This is a genomic window from Zavarzinella formosa DSM 19928, assembly GCF_000255705.1.
Lineage (GTDB): Bacteria > Planctomycetota > Planctomycetia > Gemmatales > Gemmataceae > Zavarzinella > Zavarzinella formosa.
This window is the reverse complement of sequence record NZ_JH636440.1, coordinates 173,160-190,194: the sequence shown is the minus strand read 5'-3', so window position 1 is coordinate 190,194 and position 17,035 is coordinate 173,160. Positions and strand designations below refer to the sequence as shown.

18 protein-coding genes are annotated in these 17,035 nt (G+C 60.4%); 12 read left to right on the top strand and 6 right to left on the bottom strand.

Going from position 1 to position 17,035, the window contains the following annotated elements:
• The first annotated feature begins 84 nt into the window (after window positions 1-84).
• The 10 genes from BGIM_RS0111450 to BGIM_RS0111400 all read left to right on the top strand — a co-directional run bounded on the left by BGIM_RS0111450 (window position 85) and on the right by BGIM_RS0111400 (window position 10,054).
• Window positions 85-1,248 carry a hypothetical protein gene (locus BGIM_RS0111450; RefSeq protein WP_020469916.1) on the top strand — a complete coding sequence of 388 codons (1,164 nt, stop codon included), beginning with the start codon at window positions 85-87 and terminating at the stop codon, window positions 1,246-1,248.
• A gap of 21 nt (window positions 1,249-1,269) precedes the next feature.
• Window positions 1,270-2,814, top strand: coding sequence for a molybdate ABC transporter substrate-binding protein (gene modA / locus BGIM_RS0111445; RefSeq protein WP_020469915.1), 1,545 nt, complete (start codon window positions 1,270-1,272; stop codon window positions 2,812-2,814).
• Window positions 2,811-3,797, top strand: a complete 987-nt coding sequence (locus BGIM_RS0111440) for an ABC transporter permease (RefSeq protein ID WP_020469914.1) — start codon at window positions 2,811-2,813, stop codon at window positions 3,795-3,797. Before modA ends, BGIM_RS0111440 begins: the two co-directional genes overlap by 4 nt.
• Window positions 3,794-4,519, top strand: coding sequence for an ABC transporter ATP-binding protein (locus BGIM_RS0111435; RefSeq protein ID WP_020469913.1), 726 nt, complete (start codon window positions 3,794-3,796; stop codon window positions 4,517-4,519). The genes BGIM_RS0111440 and BGIM_RS0111435 overlap by 4 nt, the downstream gene beginning before the upstream one ends.
• Window positions 4,509-5,264, top strand: a complete 756-nt coding sequence (locus BGIM_RS0111430; protein ID WP_020469912.1) for a HesA/MoeB/ThiF family protein — start codon at window positions 4,509-4,511, stop codon at window positions 5,262-5,264. The genes BGIM_RS0111435 and BGIM_RS0111430 overlap by 11 nt, the downstream gene beginning before the upstream one ends.
• A gap of 127 nt (window positions 5,265-5,391) precedes the next feature.
• Entirely contained in the window at window positions 5,392-6,207 is an 816-nt protein-coding gene (locus BGIM_RS0111420) for a uroporphyrinogen-III synthase (RefSeq protein WP_020469911.1), read from the top strand.
• Between the two features lie 171 nt (window positions 6,208-6,378).
• Window positions 6,379-7,398, top strand: a complete 1,020-nt coding sequence (locus tag BGIM_RS0111415) for a VWA domain-containing protein (protein ID WP_020469910.1) — start codon at window positions 6,379-6,381, stop codon at window positions 7,396-7,398.
• Entirely contained in the window at window positions 7,395-8,237 is an 843-nt protein-coding gene (locus BGIM_RS0111410; protein ID WP_020469909.1) for a tetratricopeptide repeat protein, read from the top strand. The genes BGIM_RS0111415 and BGIM_RS0111410 overlap by 4 nt, the downstream gene beginning before the upstream one ends.
• Before the next feature lie 468 nt (window positions 8,238-8,705).
• Window positions 8,706-9,179 (top strand): carboxymuconolactone decarboxylase family protein, encoded by a 474-nt coding sequence (locus BGIM_RS0111405; RefSeq protein ID WP_020469908.1) that lies wholly within the window; start codon window positions 8,706-8,708, stop codon window positions 9,177-9,179.
• Window positions 9,179-10,054, top strand: a complete 876-nt coding sequence (locus BGIM_RS0111400; RefSeq protein WP_020469907.1) for a sigma-70 family RNA polymerase sigma factor — start codon at window positions 9,179-9,181, stop codon at window positions 10,052-10,054. The genes BGIM_RS0111405 and BGIM_RS0111400 overlap by 1 nt, the downstream gene beginning before the upstream one ends.
• Window positions 10,055-10,108: 54 nt before the next feature.
• Here BGIM_RS0111400 and BGIM_RS0111395 read toward each other — a convergent pair whose 3' ends face one another.
• Together BGIM_RS0111395 and BGIM_RS0111390 are read right to left on the bottom strand one after the other, a co-directional pair.
• Window positions 10,109-10,315, bottom strand: a complete 207-nt coding sequence (locus tag BGIM_RS0111395) for a hypothetical protein (RefSeq protein ID WP_020469906.1) — start codon at window positions 10,313-10,315, stop codon at window positions 10,109-10,111.
• A 187-nt stretch (window positions 10,316-10,502) separates the two neighbouring features.
• Window positions 10,503-12,698, bottom strand: coding sequence for a hypothetical protein (locus BGIM_RS0111390; RefSeq protein ID WP_020469905.1), 2,196 nt, complete (start codon window positions 12,696-12,698; stop codon window positions 10,503-10,505).
• 122 nt (window positions 12,699-12,820) lie between these two features.
• On the opposite strand from BGIM_RS0111390, the gene BGIM_RS0111385 reads away from it, so the two are divergent.
• Window positions 12,821-13,447 carry a hypothetical protein gene (locus BGIM_RS0111385; RefSeq protein ID WP_020469904.1) on the top strand — a complete coding sequence of 209 codons (627 nt, stop codon included), beginning with the start codon at window positions 12,821-12,823 and terminating at the stop codon, window positions 13,445-13,447.
• Window positions 13,448-13,455: 8 nt separating this feature from the next.
• Here BGIM_RS0111385 and BGIM_RS49915 read toward each other — a convergent pair whose 3' ends face one another.
• Window positions 13,456-14,046, bottom strand: a complete 591-nt coding sequence (locus tag BGIM_RS49915; protein WP_020469903.1) for a SpoVG family protein — start codon at window positions 14,044-14,046, stop codon at window positions 13,456-13,458.
• A gap of 36 nt (window positions 14,047-14,082) precedes the next feature.
• Window positions 14,083-15,000 carry a 4-(cytidine 5'-diphospho)-2-C-methyl-D-erythritol kinase gene (gene ispE, locus BGIM_RS49910; protein ID WP_020469902.1) on the bottom strand — a complete coding sequence of 306 codons (918 nt, stop codon included), beginning with the start codon at window positions 14,998-15,000 and terminating at the stop codon, window positions 14,083-14,085.
• A 416-nt stretch (window positions 15,001-15,416) separates the two neighbouring features.
• Between ispE and BGIM_RS67810 the strand changes: the two genes are divergently transcribed.
• Window positions 15,417-15,542: a hypothetical protein gene (locus BGIM_RS67810; protein WP_020469901.1), complete on the top strand. Its 126-nt coding sequence runs from the start codon at window positions 15,417-15,419 to the stop codon at window positions 15,540-15,542.
• Between the two features lie 348 nt (window positions 15,543-15,890).
• Here BGIM_RS67810 and BGIM_RS67805 read toward each other — a convergent pair whose 3' ends face one another.
• Both BGIM_RS67805 and BGIM_RS0111355 read right to left on the bottom strand, forming a co-directional pair.
• Window positions 15,891-16,019 carry a hypothetical protein gene (locus tag BGIM_RS67805; protein WP_020469900.1) on the bottom strand — a complete coding sequence of 43 codons (129 nt, stop codon included), beginning with the start codon at window positions 16,017-16,019 and terminating at the stop codon, window positions 15,891-15,893.
• Window positions 16,020-16,625: 606 nt separating this feature from the next.
• Entirely contained in the window at window positions 16,626-16,856 is a 231-nt protein-coding gene (locus tag BGIM_RS0111355) for a hypothetical protein (RefSeq protein WP_020469899.1), read from the bottom strand.
• Between the last annotated feature and the right edge of the window lie 179 nt (window positions 16,857-17,035).

The window sequence follows — 17,035 nt, the reverse complement described above, 5'->3', positions numbered from 1 at the left end:
GTGAAGGGGAGGAACATTCTATGGCCCGCGTGGATGGTCCGGCTGATATGATTGACCATGACAATCTTCTGCGGAGAAAAGTTGATGGGGCGTCTCGGCCTCGTGCTTCTGTCCGGCCTGCTGGTCGCCCAATCAGGTCGGGCGTGTAGCATTCCGGTGTTCCGTTACGCCCTCGAAAAATGGGCGCCGTCGAAGTACGAACTGGTTGTCTTCCACAAGGGGCAGCCGGCGCCGGAAGAACAGAAACGTATCAAGTCCTTTCGGGACGACGCGGCCACCGCTAACCTGCTCATCAACACCATCGACCTGACTTCCAATCTCGAACCGAACATCCGGAAAATCTGGGAACGTCTGCCGAAGGACATCCTGCTTCCTTATGGCGTGTTGCGTTACCCGGAGGCCAGCGAGAAAACGCCGCATGTGTGGGCCGGGCCATTGGCCTCCCCGGAACTGGACGGGTTGTTGATTTCCCCCGGCCGGGCCAAATTGTTCGGCCGCCTCACGATGGGGGACACCGCCGCCATCATCCTGCTTCTCAGCGGGGACGCCAAGGCCGATGAGGCAGCGAGGGCGTTTCTGGCCAAAGAGGTTCCCTATTTCGCGAAGCGGATCACACTGCCGATCCAGACGATGGAGGGGCCGCAGATCAAATCCCTGTTGCCGCTGGACATCCGCTTCAACGTGGTGGAGCTAAACCGCACCGGCGACGAGGCGATGGTGGCCGCGATGCTGCTCAACAGCGAAGACGGTTTGCCGGAAGAGAAGGGGCCGATTGCCTTCCCGGTCTACGGCCGGGGCCGGGCGTTGTGCAGTTTGCACGGCGACGACCTGAAAAAGCCGGACGAACTGCAACGAGCGATGGAATTCGTCTGCCGGGCCTGTTCGTGCCAGGTGAAGGAACTGAACCCCGGCATCGACCTGCTGATCCACGGCGATTGGGAGGAGATTTTCGAGGTTGAAAAAGGCCCCGCCCCGCGAATCACAACGGCCGTCGAAACCACCCCGGCCCCGCAACCGAAGAAGGCCGATGCGCCGGAACCGAAGAGCGGCGAACGGCCCGTTCCCCAAACACCGCTCGTTCCCGAATATCGCACCCCGCCGCCCGCCGATTATCAGGCCGTCGAAGTGCGAACGACTCGCGATGATGATTCTCCCTCCCGCCTGAAGCCGTATCTGCTCGCCGGGGCGGCTTTTCTTGTGTTGCTGTCCGGTGTTTGGGTTTGGCGATCCCGCCGCCCCCGTCCGTAAAACCTTCGGTAAATTCCCGCCATGCGTTATCTTCCCTGGCTTGTCCTGGTTGGTTCCGTCGGATTGCTCGGCGGTATCGCCCTCTTGTGGAACAACAACCCACCCGTCCCGGCCCCTGATGAGCCGGAGGCCAAGCCGGAATCGGTGATTATCGTCCATGTGGCGGCCGCCCTGCGACCGCCGATGGAGAAGGCCGCCGCCGCGTTTGAGAAGGACACCGGCATCAAGGTCGAACTCCGCTTCGGCCCCTCCGAGCAACTTCTCAACACACTGAAGCTGACCAAGCAAGGGGATTTGTTCCTCCCCGCCGATGACAGTTATGTGAACCAGGCCCGCGAGGCGAATCTCACCGAACAGCGATATGACCTCGCCCAAATGAACGGCGTGGCGATCTTCCGCAAGGACTACCCGAAGGCCGCCGCCGACATCACTTGGGATGACGTGTTCAAACCGGCCACGAAGATCGGGCAAGCCAACCCGGATATCACCGCCATCGGCAAGCTGACGCGGGACCACCTTTCCAAGTCCGACCGGTGGAAGCAAATCGAAGCCAAACAACCGGTGATGCTCGGCACCGTGACGGAAGCTCTGAACGCCGTGAAACTCGGCAGCGTGGATGTGGCCATTGTGTGGGAGGCGCTGGTCCCCAAGGACAGCCCGTTGAAGCGGGTCGCCCTGCCGGGGCTAGAGGGCATCAAAGCCAATGTGACCGTGGCCGTGTGCAACGGGGCCGAGAGCCGGGCCGAGGCCCGCTGGTTCGCCCAATACTTGGAGAAAGAAGACGGCGGCCAGGTGTTCTTCCGCGAGTTGGGCTATGCCCCGCCGCCGGTGGCTGAACAACCGAGGGCCGAATCGAACAAGACCGGCGAAACCGTGGAGATTCTGCTCTATGCCGGGTCGATGCTCCGCCCGGCGGTGGAAAAGACGATCAACGAATTCGAGAAGGCCGAAAACGTCCGCGTGATCCGGGTGTACAACGGCTGCGGCATTCTGGTCGGCCAGATGCGCACCGGCCGACACCCGGATTTGTACATCGCCTGCGATCCCCGCTTCATGGGGGAAGTCGAAGACCTGTTCCTGAAGCCGACAACCCTTTCCAACAACCGGCTGGTGATTGCCGTTCCCAAGGGAAACCCGGCCGGACTCAAGGGCTTGAAAGACCTCGGCAAGCCGGACCTCAAGGTGGGCGTCGGCCACGAACAACAATGCGCCCTTGGCGCCATCACCAAGGAAACATTCCTCAAGAGCGGCGTCTACGCGGATGTGAAACGGAATGTCAAAGTGGAATCCCCCTCCGGTGATTTGCTGGTGAACCAATTGATGACCGGCTCGCTGGATGCCGTCGTTTGCTATGTGAGCAACGTGAAACCGAACGAGGCGAAACTGGATTATGTCCCCGTCACCGGCATTCCCTGCGCGGCCCCGCAACAGCCGGTGGCCATCGCCAAAGACAGCACCAAGCAGGCCATCGCGGCGAAATTGATTGAATACCTCCGCACGGCCGAATCGAAGGAACGCTTTCTGGAACTCGGCTTCGGCTGGGAATGGAAAGGGCCGACGAAATGAGAGCGGCCCGCTCCACGGTGACGTTCTATCTCGGATTGGGGTCGATCGGCGTCTTCTATGTCGGCCTGATTCTCGCCATGCTCGCGGCCGACTTGTTCTTCACCACGCCGGACCATCTCTTGGGCGCCCTGCAAACCCGGGAGATTCAGTACGCCATCCGGCTTAGTCTGGTGTCGTGTTTCGTCACCACGCTGTTGTCGCTGTGGGTGGCCGTTCCGCTTGGTTATCTCTTGGCCCGCACACAGTTCCCCGGCAAGGCGATTGTGGACACGATTTTGGACATCCCCATCGTGTTGCCGCCGCTGGTCCTCGGCCTTAGTTTGTTGATTCTGTTTCAGATGCCTCCCGGCAAGTGGATCGAACATCAAACCACCCACCACATGGGGAAGATGCTTGTCCTCGGGGTGTTTCCCCTGTTCGCGAGCGTGGTCGCGTGGTTGTTTGCCCGTCGGCATGTTCCCTATTGGGCCATTCTCTCCGGCGTCGCCGTCGCCACCAGTCTGCTGATGGTGACGGGAACACTCGACCGCCCGATTCATTGGTCCCAGACAAACTTCGGCACCGGAATCACCTACGCGATCCCCAGTGTGATCCTCGCCCAATTTTCGGTGAGCGCCGCGTTCGCCGTCCGCACGATGCGGGTGACGTTTGACCAGATTTCCCCCCGCACGGAACAGGTGGCCCTTACGCTCGGCTGCACGCGGGCGCAGGCGTTTTGGCTGGTCGCCATCCCGGAATCGTGGCGAGGATTGGTGACCGCCGCCACCATCGCCTGGGCGCGGGCTTTGGGGGAATTCGGCCCCATCCTGATCTTCTCCGGAGCCACCCGCATGAGGACGGAGGTGCTGTCCACCACGGTGTTCCTTGAACTCAGTGTCGGCCGGTTGGAAGGAGCCATCGCCGTTTCCCTGCTCATGGTGATTGTGGCGGTGTTCGCCCTGCTGCTAATGCGGACCTTCGGCCTGCGGGGTGGGTCCGTATGATCCGGTTAGACGAGGTGTCGATCCGGGCCGGGACATTCCGGCTAGAAGGCATTTCCCTGGAGATTCCGACGGGTTCCTACGGCGTGCTGATGGGTTCCACCGGCTGCGGCAAGACCAGCGTGCTCGAAGCGGTCGCCGGGTTACGGCGTGTGACCGCCGGAAGTATTTTGCTCGGCGACCGTCGTTCCATAACCAACCTTCCCCCCGGATTGCAAGGCGCAACGACCGGCACGGTTTTGTTCGGCGACCGCGACGTGACCAACCTTCCCCCCGGTGAACGGGGTATCGGCTATGTTCCGCAAGACGGGGCGTTGTTCCGCACGATGACCGTCCGGCAGCATTTGGCATTCGCCTTGAAACTCCGTGATGAACCGGCCGACAAGATTGCGGAACGGGTGGAGGAATTGGCCGATTCATTCCGCATCGGGCATTTGCTGAACCGCCGGCCGGCCGGGTTGAGCGGCGGCGAGATTCAACGGGTGGCGCTGGGCCGCGCGTTGTCGTTTCGCCCGAAATATCTTTTGCTGGACGAACCATTGAGCGCCGTGGACGAGACCACCCGGGATTCGCTGATCGCCTTGCTGAACACCATCCGGGCGACACGGGAGGTGACCGTGTTGCACATCACGCACAGCAGCGCCGAGGCTCGTGAACTGGCCGATGTGCGTTATCGCCTCGCCAATGGCCGGGTCGAGCGTGAAAGGGGCGGCCATGACGCCTGACCTCACTCCCGAAGAACAAGCCACCTACGAATGGCAGACTTGGATTCCCGGCTTCGGCGAAGAGGGGCAGCGTCGCCTCAAGGCCGCCACCGTGTTGATTTCGCGTCTCGGCGGTGTCGGTGGCACGGCCGCTTATGCGCTGGCGGCGGCCGGGGTGGGCCGGATGATTCTGGCCCATGCGGGGAAGATCAAACGGAGCGACCTGAACCGGCAACTGTTGATGACACACGCCGGATTGGGAACGTCCCGCCTTGATTCGGCCGTGCGGCGGTTGAAAGAACTCAACCCCCGGCTGGTCATCGAGGGAATCTCGGAGAACCTCAATGAAACCAACGCCGACCAGCTTGTGCAATCGGCGGATGTGGCCGTCTGTTGCGGGCCGCTCTTCGAGGAACGGCTGGCGATGAATGCCGCCTGCGTGCGGCACGGCAAACCGATGATCGACGGGGCGATGCACGAACTGACGGGCCAGCTTTCCACGATGTCCCCCGGCCGCACGGCCTGTCTGGCGTGCCGGGTTCCGGAGATCCCGCCAACATGGAAACGACAATTCCCGGTGTTGGGGGCCGTCTCCGGGACGGTGGGGATGCTCGCGGCTGCCGAGGTGGTGAAAATCCTCACGGGAATTGGCGAGCCGCTGTTTGGCCGTCTGCTGACGTTTGACCTCCGCGACATGCGTTTTCGCACGGTGAACATTCGCCGCCGTCCCGACTGCTCTGTTTGCGGCGGCGTGAGGAATGAATGAAGTTCCCCCTTGCTTCCCGCCACGCGATCATGCACAATCAAATCACAACCATCGTTGTTCGTTGTCATCCGAAACATTCATCATCACCAAGCTCTCCCGGCGGTGAACATGTTCCACGGGAACACTCATGTCCCTAGCGTTGGCGGGAAAAACAGTCGCTTTGGCCGAGGGCCGGCAACTGGAAGAACTCAAAGCCCTGTTGGAAAAAGAGGGGGCCATCCCCTTTTGCTGCCCGTTGTTGAGCATTCTGGACTCTCCCGATGCGGAGCCGGTCAACGCGTGGATTGACGAGTTGATCGCCGGGAAACTGGATGTGGTGATTCTGCTCACCGGCGAAGGGTTGCGGCGCCTGATGGGCTTCGCCCAGCGGGCCGACAACCGCGAGGCCGTCATCGCGGCGCTGGGCAAGACGCGAATCATCACCCGCGGCCCGAAACCGGTGCAGGCGTTGAAGGAAGTCGGGTTGAAGCCGGCCCGCGTGGCCACCGCCCCGACGACCAGCGGCGTCATCAATTGCCTTCAGGAAGAAGACTTGGCGGGCAAGACCGTGGGGGTGCAACTCTATTCCGAGGCCAACGTCCCCCTTCAAGATTTTCTCACCCAAGCCAGGGCCATCGTCCGGCCGGTTCAACCTTACGTCTACGCCCCCTCGGCCGACGCCGATCGGGTCGTCGACCTGATCCATCGAACCGCCAGCGGGGCAATCGATGTGTTGGTGTTTACCAGTTCACCACAGATTGAACGCATTTACGAAGTGGCCGCCGAACGCCAGCTTGACGCCGTCTGGCGCCAGGGCCTTCACCGGGTGAAAATCGCCTCCGTGGGTCCGGTCGTCACGGAAACTCTCCGGAACAAAGGCGTGAACGTTGACATCCAACCTGAACAGGGTTTTCAGATGAAGAATCTGGTGGTCCATATTGGGCGGGCGATTGCGAAGGGGTGAGCAAACTTCGTCACCATTTCATCCGATCCAATGAGTGATGATGAAGCCAAGAGCCCCACTGCGTGAGCGGTGGGGGTGGCTTCCCGAGGGTGAGGGCCACCCCCACCGCTCACGCAGTGGGGCTCTTGGTCTTCGGCCTGAAACGATGTCAAAGATCAGGCGTTAGAAACCATGTCCTTCTCTCACCCGCAATGGCTTCCCCTCCTCGGGCTACTCCCCGTCCTCCTGTTCATGGAATGGCTGGCCCAACGCCGGCGAAACCAAGCGTGGGCCATCTTCGCGGAGGGTATTTCGCTTCAACAACTTTCCACCGTGCCCAACGTTCGCCGATGGCGGGCCTTCTTTTCCATCGCCCTCGGCGCCGGCTTTTTGCTGCTGGCGTTGGCGGGGCCGCGATGGGGGGCCGGAGGGGAAACCGGCGTGGTGATCGGGCGGGATCTCATCATCGTTCTCGACCTGAGCCGGAGCATGACGGCCGAAGACATGGCCGACCCGACGCATCATCAACGCTGGCAGGCCGCCCAAGCCGGGGTGCGGGATCTGGTGACGGCCGCGCGACGGCGGGGCGGGCATCGGTTTGGATTGGTGGTGTTTGCGGCGAAGCCTTGGCTCGTCTGTCCGTTGACCTCCGACGAGGAGCATTTTCTGGCCCGGCTGGAAGAGTTCAGCCCCAAGGCCCCGCCGCTGGAAATCCGGCCGGGGGCCGACGAGGCGATTTCTTCCGGCACGTCGATTGGGGCGGGGATCGCCTTGGGGCTGTATTCACAAGACCCGCGATTTCCCGGCCATCGGGATATCCTGCTGCTGACCGATGGCGACGGGCCGGGTGTGGAAGAGGAAGTTCAACCGGCGATCCGGATGGCCGCCGAGCAGGGCATTCCGGTGCATGTCGTTGGCTTGGGCGACCCGGACAAGCCGACATCGCTGGTTCTTGGTGCGGCCCAGGAAGATTTCGTCGGCACGAAGTTACAGGAACCCTTGTTGAAGGACATCGCCCGCCGGACCAACGGGGAATACATCCCCGCCCACCGGGATATGCCGCCGTTGGGGGAATGGTTCACCAGCGTGCTGGCGCCGCGACCGAGCCGCACCTTGAGCGACGATTTGATTCCGCAACCGAAGGATCGCATGCCGTGGTTCGCGGCCATTGGGTTGATCTTTTTGATGATCGGCTGGGGGAGGGAACGATGAGGCGAATCCTGTTCATGATGGCCGCCCTCGTGGTCGCCGGCGGCCAGCCCCCCCGGACAGTCGGGGAGTTGATGCGCGAGGCCGAGGTGGCTGTCGGGCGCGGCGAGTTGGACGCGGCCGAGAGTCTGTATGCCGAGGCCGAACCGCTGACGGCCGATCCCGGCTTGGTCGCCTTCAACAAGGGGGTGGTTCTATTTCGCCGGGGAAACTTCCGACAGGCCGAACTGCACCTGAGACGGGCGCTGGCCGATGCCGCCATCCCGCCGGAACGCCGGACAAAAGCCCTGTTCAATCTCGGCGACACGCTGGTGAAACAAGCCGGGGACACCAACGCAAAGCTGCTCCAAACGGCCATCGAGTGTTACGAATTGGTTTTGCGAGAATCGACGGACGACAGTTTGAAGACGGACACGGCCCACAACCTCGAACTGGCCAAATTGCTATGGGCGGCCATCATCTCCCGGCAGCCGCCAAAGGATCGAGACCGGGAGTTTGAAAATCCCGACAAGCCCGAAGAAAAAAGACCGCCTCCGTCGCCGAAGAAAGAAGAAGGCAAAGAGGATGCCCCCGGTGGCCCGAAGACAAAGCCGGACCAGAAAGAGAAAAGCGAGCCGACCAAGGAGAAGGTTGAATCGCCGAAGGAATCGCAGGAAACCACCCGGAAAGTGCCGGGATCGGGCAACATGCCCGTGCTGGACGACCGCGCCGCCGCCGAGCCAATCAACACCGAAGACGCGGAGGCCATCCTGAAACGAACCGCCATCCGCCTGCAACGCGAACGCCAGAAACTCCGGGAAGAAACCAGTCAGGGCGAACGCTTCCGGCCGAATGACTGGTAAGAATCCTCTTCAATTCAAAGTCATCATCACCAAATGATCTGGCCCCAAACACATGTTTTGAAGTTGTGCCTTTTTTGGGGTTTCAAAAGTTGGTTTTGGTCTTGGCGAGCCGAGCAGCGTAAGCTACCGGGTAGCTTCCTGCGGTCGAGCCCGCTTCCCTTTACTCAGCCTGACTTAAACCCGTGGCTACAGTGCCTTCCCTGCCGGAAGCCACCCGGCAGCTTACGCTGCTCGGCTCGCCAAGACCAAGAACACCAGCGAAAACCCAAACCCCGAAAAGGTCGCAACTTCAAAAAGCACATGGCCGGGTGGTTTGTTGCTTTTGGATGTCAGGAATGCGCTTCGGCCTGTGAGACTCCCTCCAGCAATGGCTTCATGTTTGGACCGGCCGATTAATTTTTGCGGGCATGTCACACGCGCCAATCCTGTCTCGTCATGTTGGGTGTCCCCACAAAAGGAACCGAAAACATGAGCATCAGACTTGATCCCTTCGCCGCCGCCCCCGCCCTCATGAAGGACTGGATGGGCACTTCCCTGGCGGTCGCCACCAGCCTTGAGCCAAGTCTCATTGAACTGGTGAAGATCCGCGCGTCGCAGATCAACGCCTGCGCCAACTGCATCAACATGCACACGCAGGAGGCACGGGCAAAAGGCGAGACGGAGCAACGCCTCTATCTGCTCTCGGCTTGGCGCGAGGCTCCTCTCTACACTGATCGTGAACGGGCCGCGCTTGCCTGGACCGAGGCATTGACGCGAATTTCCAAGGAACACCCGCATGAAAGCGATTATGCGGCTCTCAAAGCCCGGTTCACGGAGGAGGAACAGGTGAAACTCACCCTGATGATCAACATTATCAATGGCTGGAATCGCATCGCCATTGGCTTCGGCCCTTGGGCGGACCCCGTGGCGGCAAAAGCGGCGGCGGCCAAGGCGGTGGCTTGATGCCGGATGTTGCGTTCGAGGACGCGGCGGCGAGCTTCAACCCGCTGCGTCCTCAACTCACCCGCGTCGCCTATCGCATGCTTGGCTCGGTTGCCGACGCGGAGGATGTCGTGCAGGAAGCCTTCATTCGCTGGATGGGGGCGGAACGCGCCGACGTGCGCGAGCCCGAGGCTTTCCTGCGCCGCACGGTGACGAGACTGTGCCTTGATCATCTCAAGTCGGCGCGGCATCAGCGGGAAACTTATGTCGGCACATGGCTTCCCGAGCCGATTATTGACGAGGCGGATGTGGACGACATCACCCTGCCGATGATGCTCGCGCTGGAACGCCTCTCTCCGCTTGAACGAGCCGCCTTTCTGCTGCACGATGTGTTCGGGCTGGGCTTCGAGGAAATCGCGGCGACGATCCAGCGCGATGCCTCGGCCTGTCGTCAGCTTGCCAGCCGCGCGCGCACCCATGTCCGCGAGGCGCGTCCGCGTTTTCGGGTGGAGAAGGATCGGGGCCTTGAGCTTGCCAATGCCTTCTTTGCCGCCTCCCGCAGCGGCGACCTCACCGCGCTCGGCGAGATGCTGGCCGCCGATGTGAGCATCCATTCGGACGGCGGCGGCAAACGCCCCGCGGCCCTGCGGCCGATTGTCGGCTTCAACAGTGTGATGAAGACGCACAAGTTGCTGGCGGCGCTGTTCAAGGAAAATGTCTCTCAGTTCATCAGCGTCGGCTTCATCAACGGCCTGCCCGGCTTCATCACACGCGAGGCCGACGGTGAGATCCAGACGACCGCCCTCGACACTGAGAACGGCAAGATCACGGCCATCTATGTGATGCGAAACCCCGACAAGCTCAGACACCTGCGATCCGGAGGTGTTGACCGGTGAGAGAGCCGAATTCCGGCGCGAACGGTATCCCCGGCAAGACTTCGCCGTTGACCATCAGAGCTGTTCGATCAACACCGACGATTCGTCCGCGACGACGCGGGTGTAGACAAGAAGTCCCCCCGGCCCGAACTTGAACTTTTCCGTTTTGATGACGCCGTTTGGCCCCTGCACATACACCGAATTGTAGCCGGGGTTGAGGATGGCCAGGAAGCCGAACAAAATCAGGCCGCCGAAGAGAAGTCGTTTGGTTGAACGGGACATGCGCGTCCCTCCTCTGTGGAGTGTTTGCGAAATGAACACTCGACGGGCGATGCGCTATGATAACTGATGAGAAATGGCTTGTCGCCGATGAATCGCCAAATTGGTTGACTCAACGAACCGGCCCGGCATTCTGAAGAATGCCGGGCCGGTTCGCGTTACGTTTCTATTTTGCCTGGCCGCCGGTCACTCACTCGGAGGACAAGTTCGCCAGATACTTGTCGTAAGCCGCGCGGGTGGTGGCTTCATCGACGTGGAGTTTCTTGAGCTTCACTTGCAGTTCGTCCATTTCCTTTTCTTGGTTTTCCAAGGTGGTCAGGTAGCGGGTGAACAGCGGGGATTCCTTCGGCGTTTCCCGCAGGTTGTCTCGCAGCCGCTTTTGGTCAGCCGTGATCGTCTGGATGCGGCGGTCGGCGTTTTGGATTTCCTGCCGAAGCGTGTCCCATCCGGCCTTCATCTTGAGGGCTTCGTGAAGTTGCTTCTTCAGGCTTTCCGGGGCTTCTTGCAAATTGATGAAGTAGCGGATCGTGTCGTCGGCTTGGTTCGTCAGTTGCATTGTGCTGCCGGCTTCGCGTTCCTCGACGATGGAATAGCTCGTGTCTTTCTTCGAGCCGACATCCAACTGGAAGCGATAAACCCCGGCGGCTTCTTCCATCGGCGTGTTCTTGCCGACGAACTTGAAGCCCTGCCCCTTGCGGTTGGGGTGTTCGATCAACAGGGTGCGGTCGGTTGTGGAACGGTTGGCCACGTCGTACACCCGCTCTTCGCGGAACAGTGTGTTCGTGTAAACCACGCCCTTCACGGCCTTGACGCTGGTGATCTTGGATGTGTTGTTGCCGTTCTTCACGGAGACTTCCGTGCCAAGGTCGATGGCATAACTCACCAGACGCTCTTCATCCGGTTGGAGGTCCAGCACACGGGTGTCGCCGGCGTAGACGGAGCCTTCAAAAATCGTGATCGGCCCTTGCGAGAGCGGCATTCCGGATGTGTTCTTGAACTTCAACCCCAACAGCGGGTGCTTGGCCTGCACGGCCGGGTTGTAGATGCTGACTCGCTTGCCTTCCACCTTCTTGTTGACGATGGGGAGCAACGCGGACTTCTGCCGGCCGAGGTTCACGGGTTGATCGACCACATATTGGTGGTAGTCGCCGAGGGCCGAGGCTGTCGTGGCGCTTTGCACACTGGCCCCGAGGTCCATGTCGCCCGCCAGTCTTTCGGACACTTGTTTGGCGAACTCACGGCGATACTGTTGCTCTTGCAATTGACGGTTGGCGGAGCCTTTGCCGTCGGCTTTCATTCCATCGGCCGGCATGGCGCCACCGAATGCCATTCCCGGCTTGCCGGGGGCGGCGGCTTTCGCCATCGGTTCACCGGCCGGGGCGGCATTGCGGGCCAGGGCCGTGTCATAGGTCGGCGGCCGCAGGGAGGCGAACAGTTCCGGTTCCACCGTTGGGCGGCCGACGTAGAGGGGGTTGTACAGGTCCATCTTGAAGGAGATCGGCCGGCCGGAGACGAGGGCCATCGTCACGCCGGTCCAGTCTTCGTCCGTCGGGTTTTCGACCACGGCCCAGCCTTGGAGGAACGGTTGCCCCTCCTTGCCAAGGACCAGCCGATAGCTGGTCTTCCAGATCGGGTTTTCGATCACATAGCCAACTTCGACTTTGCGCTTGCCTTCGCCGGTGAAGTAAAGGCTGACGGCCTTCTTTGCCGAATCGTGCGACAGTGACAAGGTTTCAAGCGCCCGCCGCATTTCGTTTTCGATGATCGGGTTCGAGAACCGGAGCTTTTGCAGTTCGTTGAGCCGGACAGCCCGCACACCCTCGGCGCACCACATGTTGAGGATTTCGACTTCCTGCGTCCCGTCCTTGCCGGTGACCTTTTGCTTTTCGGTGCCGATGATCTTCCCGGTCAGGCTGCCCGGCTGGTTGGCGGTGTTGACGAGCGTGACTTCGACGGCCTCGCCACGGGCTTGGTTCAGGATGTTCGAGAACGTCGGGTTGTTGTTGAGGTTGATCGCAAACGAGCGGAGTGTGCGGTCAATCGGGTCGTGCGAATCATAGGTGACCGTGGAGACCCGGCCGGTTTTCGATTGGTCGATGAGCGTCATCGACTTGATGAGATCGTTGATGTCGTTTTCGGGGAAGGTGAGGTCAACGCGAGCATCTCCCTCGACTTCGCCGGCGCGGGTGAAGTGGCCGACGCCGGAGTTGAACAGGATCACCTGCGAAATCGGCAGGCTGATCGCGGGCTTGAGATCGGTCGGCTTGCCCTTGTCCGCCACGACGGCCGTGGGGGCAGATTCGCCCCGCTGGGTCATTACGATGGTTCCGGTCGCCAGGGCACCGAGAACCGGCAGGCCCCAGAGGATTCGTCGCATCACGCTCATGAGAGATCTCACCGAATGGTTCGCGGAAGATGGGTACACTACCTAAAGACGAGGCACGATCGTCAGAGTTTGACGAATTTAAAAGTGATTGTCAATCCGCTGAACGGGCGCACAGGAACACCATGAATTGGGCCGACTTTTACCGGCATCTTTTCCAAACGGGCGAGGCCGTGCTGTACGACCGGCCGGATGAGTCCCCGGTGCCGGACGAAGACACCGCCAATTTGCTGCGGACCCGCTTCATGCAGAGACGGGCCGATCTGGCAGGATCGTTGATCGACTTTGACCTTCCGGCTGCGTGGTCGGCGGCCCGGTTCACCGCCTTGGGATGCTGGTTTCTCACGTCGCGGGAAGAGCCGGAGAGTGAATTAAAGCGGTTGCTGGCCGACGCCCCGAAACCCCGGACCGCCGCCGAACATCTTTCGGCGGACCTGACACTCCGGTATCTGGTCACCGTTCACCGACGAGCGGAATCGCTCCATGTGGATGACCCGCTGACCATTCGCCTTCGGGAAGTTTTGCGGGAATGCCCCCTCACCGGGGCAATGGCCGGGGAATTGGACCCGCCAACCGGCGACATGACCTTGGGCGGCCATGCGGGGTTGCGGATGCTCTATGCCGAGCGATTAATGGGGGCGTTCAAATCCGGATGGTGGCCGGAGGACGGCCCCATTTGTGAGATGGCGGAATTGGTGTTTCAACAAGCGGGCCGGGCGATCCCGGCGCCGGTTGAAACACGCGCGGTTTGATCCGCAGTTCAGACCGTTTCGTCCGAGGGCAACCGGGCCGGGGTGGCGCGTTCGGAGCGAAGGTGGGTGCCTCGGGAGTTGCCGCCGGGGCCGTGGCCGGCGTGGGCGCGATAGCCGTTGGGCTTGGCCGTCTCGTGCGTGGCGCTGGCGGCGGTGGTCGCCGGGGTGTCGTAATCGAAGTCGCCGCCGTCGAAGTCGTCGTATCGGCACACGTAGCCCGGCAGTTTGGCCCGGTCCTTTTCTTCGTGGAAGGATTTCACGATGGCCTGCTGCATGATCTCCCGGCACATGCTGTTGATCGGGTGGGCGATGTCCGCGTGCAACTTGGCCCGGCCGTCGTGGTCGCGGGGAGCGCGGCCTTCGTCCAGGTGCGAGCCGCAATTGTTGCAGAAGCGGCTGCGAAGGTGATTCTTGGAACCACAGCGGGGGCAGCGATCCGTGAGCTTGCGGCTCGGCATCGCCACGAACAGGCCCCGTGTTCCTTCGATGATTTTCAGGTCGCGGATCACAAACGCATTGTCCAGCGTGATGGAGCAGAACGCCATCAGACGTTCGTTGTTTTCCTCGACCAACTTGATGCGAACTTCGGTGATAACCACAGTTGATCTCCTATCCGTTTGTGGCGCAGGTGCGAATCAGGAACGGCTCCGGACACGAAAAACACGGGTGTTGACATCACCTTGGGAAGCCAACCCGTTCGACAGGTCATCCGCAACCTGTCGGGCCTCCCCGGCATTTCGACACAAGACAAACAAACACGAGCCCGACCCGCTCATCAGCGTGCCGGCTGTTCCATAACCCCGCAGACGGCGATGCCAGTCGGCCACCACCGGGGCGAGTTCAAAAGCCGGTTCCTGCAACCGATTGTGCAGGCATCGGCCCAATTCTTCCGCGTCGCCGGCGGCCAGCGCCTCGCGGGCGGCCCTTCCGTCAACCGGGTGTTCGGGAATTCTCAGCCGACGATACACATCGGCGGTTCCCAAACCCTGTTCGGGTTTCACCAATACCAAGTCGAAGATCCCGCCAACCGGCGCCGGTTCGATCACTTCGCCACGACCCGTGGCCCAACCGGCCGGCCCGTTCAAAAAGAACGGGATGTCGCTTCCCAATTTCGCCGCCAATCCGGCCAGTTCATCCACGGGAAGATTGAGCTCCCACAGACGGTTCAACCCGGTGAATGTCGCGGCCGCATCGCTGGAACCGCCGCCCAAACCCGCCGCCCACGGAATCCGCTTCTCCAGATGAATCTTCGCCCCGGCCTGACAGCCGGTGTGGTTCCGCAGCAGTTCGGCCGCCCGGCACACAAGGTTTCCCGGCCCCGTGTCCAGTTCCGGCTTGTCGGTTGTCAAAGACAAAACCCCGGCTTCCGCCGACTCAAACGTCAGCTCATCGCCCAAATCAACCGCCAGCATGAGCGTGGCGATTTCGTGGAAGCCATCGGCTCGTTTGCCGAGGATTTCCAAGAACAGATTCACCTTGGCGGGGGCGAACACGCGAAGGGGTTCCGAGGGCGACTCTGCGTTGTTCGCAGGCGCGTCGTGGCTGATCAGCATGGGTGGAAGCACTTGGGAGAAGTGTCCCCTCCGTGGGTCTGCATCGACATGATCCCGAACCGTCCTGGTTGGGGTTGAATCGCTTGGAGAGCGCGACTCATGGCCCAGGTGTGAATCTTGTTGGCGAGCGGATAATACACATACGATCTTTGCCGCGTCAAGCCCGTCTTTCAGGATAATTTGGAGAATCGTAAAAGTTAGCCGGGCAAGGGAAATTGAGGTGAACGGAAAGACACTGAATCGGCCAGCCATTTAAGGGTGGCGACGATTACTCGCATGAGATTGTTCGACTTGTTGAGTCAAAATGGAGATTTTTTCATCGACATGGCGCTTTACCTGCGACACAATCAGGACTCGGGCATCCTTCGGGGGATTTCTTCCCCTGCCCGAAAACCATTTCTCTTGAGGGTTGTGTTATGCGTTCTTTTGTCTGCAATCTAGACGCCCCGACCGAACCGATCGACATGCCTTCCGTGCCGGATGATGATGAATTTGAAGACCTCCTCGCCGACCTCTGGAGGGACATTGGCGAAGGCGACTGATGGGAAGATTTTGCCGATTGTGGGGAATTTGATTTCCCAAGCCACCGGGCAGCCGGGATCGCGGGGGCGAAAGCGAACACCCCGCCGATCAAAAATCAACCAGCCCGGTGTGACAGTCTAATGCCAGTCATCGGGTAACTTCTGCACGACACCTGCCGGAATTTACAAGCCCAATGCAGGAAGTGCATCGAGGCGATTATCAGAGAAACGTGCGTCGGCGAAGGATGGGCAGCCGAAACAGGCAGACAGGGACTCAGTCAGGCGGGAAGGAAAACCGCCTGGCTGAAAACGACAAAACCGGCGGGATCACCGCCGGTTGCATGAAATCACGATTGTTTTCGGCCAGTCTTACCGGGCGAGGCGGGTTCCGTACCGCGTGGTGAGTCCGCCGAGCAGCATTTCCAGCATGCCGAACAGCAACACGATTCCAAGACCCAGGCCGATCCACGTCATATTGGTTTGGATGAAGTCGATCATCGTATTCTTCCTTGAAAGGAAACTCTTCTGATGCAAGGGAGTTCAGTTTGCCTCCCCTTTCACACCAGTCGAACGAATAACAAAGCAAGAGTTGCGCCACGCCGAAAAATAATTCTTGCCTTGTGAGAATGGGCGGACTATGCGGATTTGAATGAAAAAGGGATCTGAAGGGTTTTGGTCGCAAAACTCAGGATTCGTTCAAGGTTTCACAAAACGAACGACATCAACAAACATTGGGTAGAGGTTGGTTGTTATCTCTTGGTCGGGAATTGTCCGAGCCAGAAGCGTAACACGATGGCGCAGGCTGGACATTGAACATCGGTTTCCGTCCATCCCCCGGCCCCCTTCCCTAAAGAAGGAAGGGGAAGCAAGCGGGTGGAAGCCTCTGGAATGTAGGTCAGCCTTTCTAGGCTGACGGACCTGCCAGCGTGGATTTGACTGGTACGGAAATAGTCGCAAGGCACGTCCGGATTGAATGGGCGAATCGTAAACGATCTGCCTTGTTCAAACCGGACATGCCAGTTTCCATTGGCATGCGATCACGCAAAACTCAATACGAGATTCGGCGTGAAGATATTGGTTGGGAAAGCGTTTTCTCGGCCCGAATCACGGCCCGATGGCGCCGTTGAGGCGTTCGTAGGTCAGCACCGAGGGCTGATTGTTCATCCAGAATCGGTGGCCTTCCTCGCGGGCTTGCCGCAAGTCTTCCGATTCGTTGAGCAGTTGAGTCATCCGGTAATTCGGGTCCGAATCGTATCGGTTAAAGGGGAGGCCGCAGCCAATGCTCGGCAAGAGTCCGGCCACCGCCACCAACCCGAGCAAGATTTTGCGTCGCATCCCTGCCATCCTTTCGGCTCGCCGCCGATCCCGTGAACGTCCCGGCTTCCTGCCGACAACGAACGCGCCCATTCACATGGAATTATTTTCGACCAGACGAACGAATGACTTGAACGGATTTTGTGGAATGTGCCATGAAAACGCCAATCTCAATTCGGAGTGAAAGTAACGGTGGGCAA

Bases quoted from the DNA above. Each gene is read 5' to 3' on its own strand.
- modA (WP_020469915.1), top strand. From the start codon at position 1,270: ATGCGTTATCTTCCCTGGCTTGTCCTGGTTGGTTCCGTCGGATTGCTC.
- BGIM_RS0111450 (WP_020469916.1), top strand. From the start codon at position 85: ATGGGGCGTCTCGGCCTCGTGCTTCTGTCCGGCCTGCTGGTCGCCCAA.
- BGIM_RS0111390 (WP_020469905.1), bottom strand. From the start codon at position 12,698: ATGAGCGTGATGCGACGAATCCTCTGGGGCCTGCCGGTTCTCGGTGCC.
- BGIM_RS0111395 (WP_020469906.1), bottom strand. From the start codon at position 10,315: ATGTCCCGTTCAACCAAACGACTTCTCTTCGGCGGCCTGATTTTGTTC.
- BGIM_RS0111385 (WP_020469904.1), top strand. From the start codon at position 12,821: ATGAATTGGGCCGACTTTTACCGGCATCTTTTCCAAACGGGCGAGGCC.
- BGIM_RS0111405 (WP_020469908.1), top strand. From the start codon at position 8,706: ATGAGCATCAGACTTGATCCCTTCGCCGCCGCCCCCGCCCTCATGAAG.
- BGIM_RS0111410 (WP_020469909.1), top strand. From the start codon at position 7,395: ATGAGGCGAATCCTGTTCATGATGGCCGCCCTCGTGGTCGCCGGCGGC.
- BGIM_RS0111440 (WP_020469914.1), top strand. From the start codon at position 2,811: ATGAGAGCGGCCCGCTCCACGGTGACGTTCTATCTCGGATTGGGGTCG.
- ispE (WP_020469902.1), bottom strand. From the start codon at position 15,000: ATGCTGATCAGCCACGACGCGCCTGCGAACAACGCAGAGTCGCCCTCG.
- BGIM_RS67810 (WP_020469901.1), top strand. From the start codon at position 15,417: ATGCGTTCTTTTGTCTGCAATCTAGACGCCCCGACCGAACCGATCGAC.
- BGIM_RS0111415 (WP_020469910.1), top strand. From the start codon at position 6,379: ATGTCCTTCTCTCACCCGCAATGGCTTCCCCTCCTCGGGCTACTCCCC.
- BGIM_RS0111355 (WP_020469899.1), bottom strand. From the start codon at position 16,856: ATGCGACGCAAAATCTTGCTCGGGTTGGTGGCGGTGGCCGGACTCTTG.
- BGIM_RS0111400 (WP_020469907.1), top strand. From the start codon at position 9,179: ATGCCGGATGTTGCGTTCGAGGACGCGGCGGCGAGCTTCAACCCGCTG.
- BGIM_RS0111430 (WP_020469912.1), top strand. From the start codon at position 4,509: ATGACGCCTGACCTCACTCCCGAAGAACAAGCCACCTACGAATGGCAG.
- BGIM_RS0111435 (WP_020469913.1), top strand. From the start codon at position 3,794: ATGATCCGGTTAGACGAGGTGTCGATCCGGGCCGGGACATTCCGGCTA.
- BGIM_RS0111420 (WP_020469911.1), top strand. From the start codon at position 5,392: ATGTCCCTAGCGTTGGCGGGAAAAACAGTCGCTTTGGCCGAGGGCCGG.
- BGIM_RS67805 (WP_020469900.1), bottom strand. From the start codon at position 16,019: ATGATCGACTTCATCCAAACCAATATGACGTGGATCGGCCTGGGTCTT.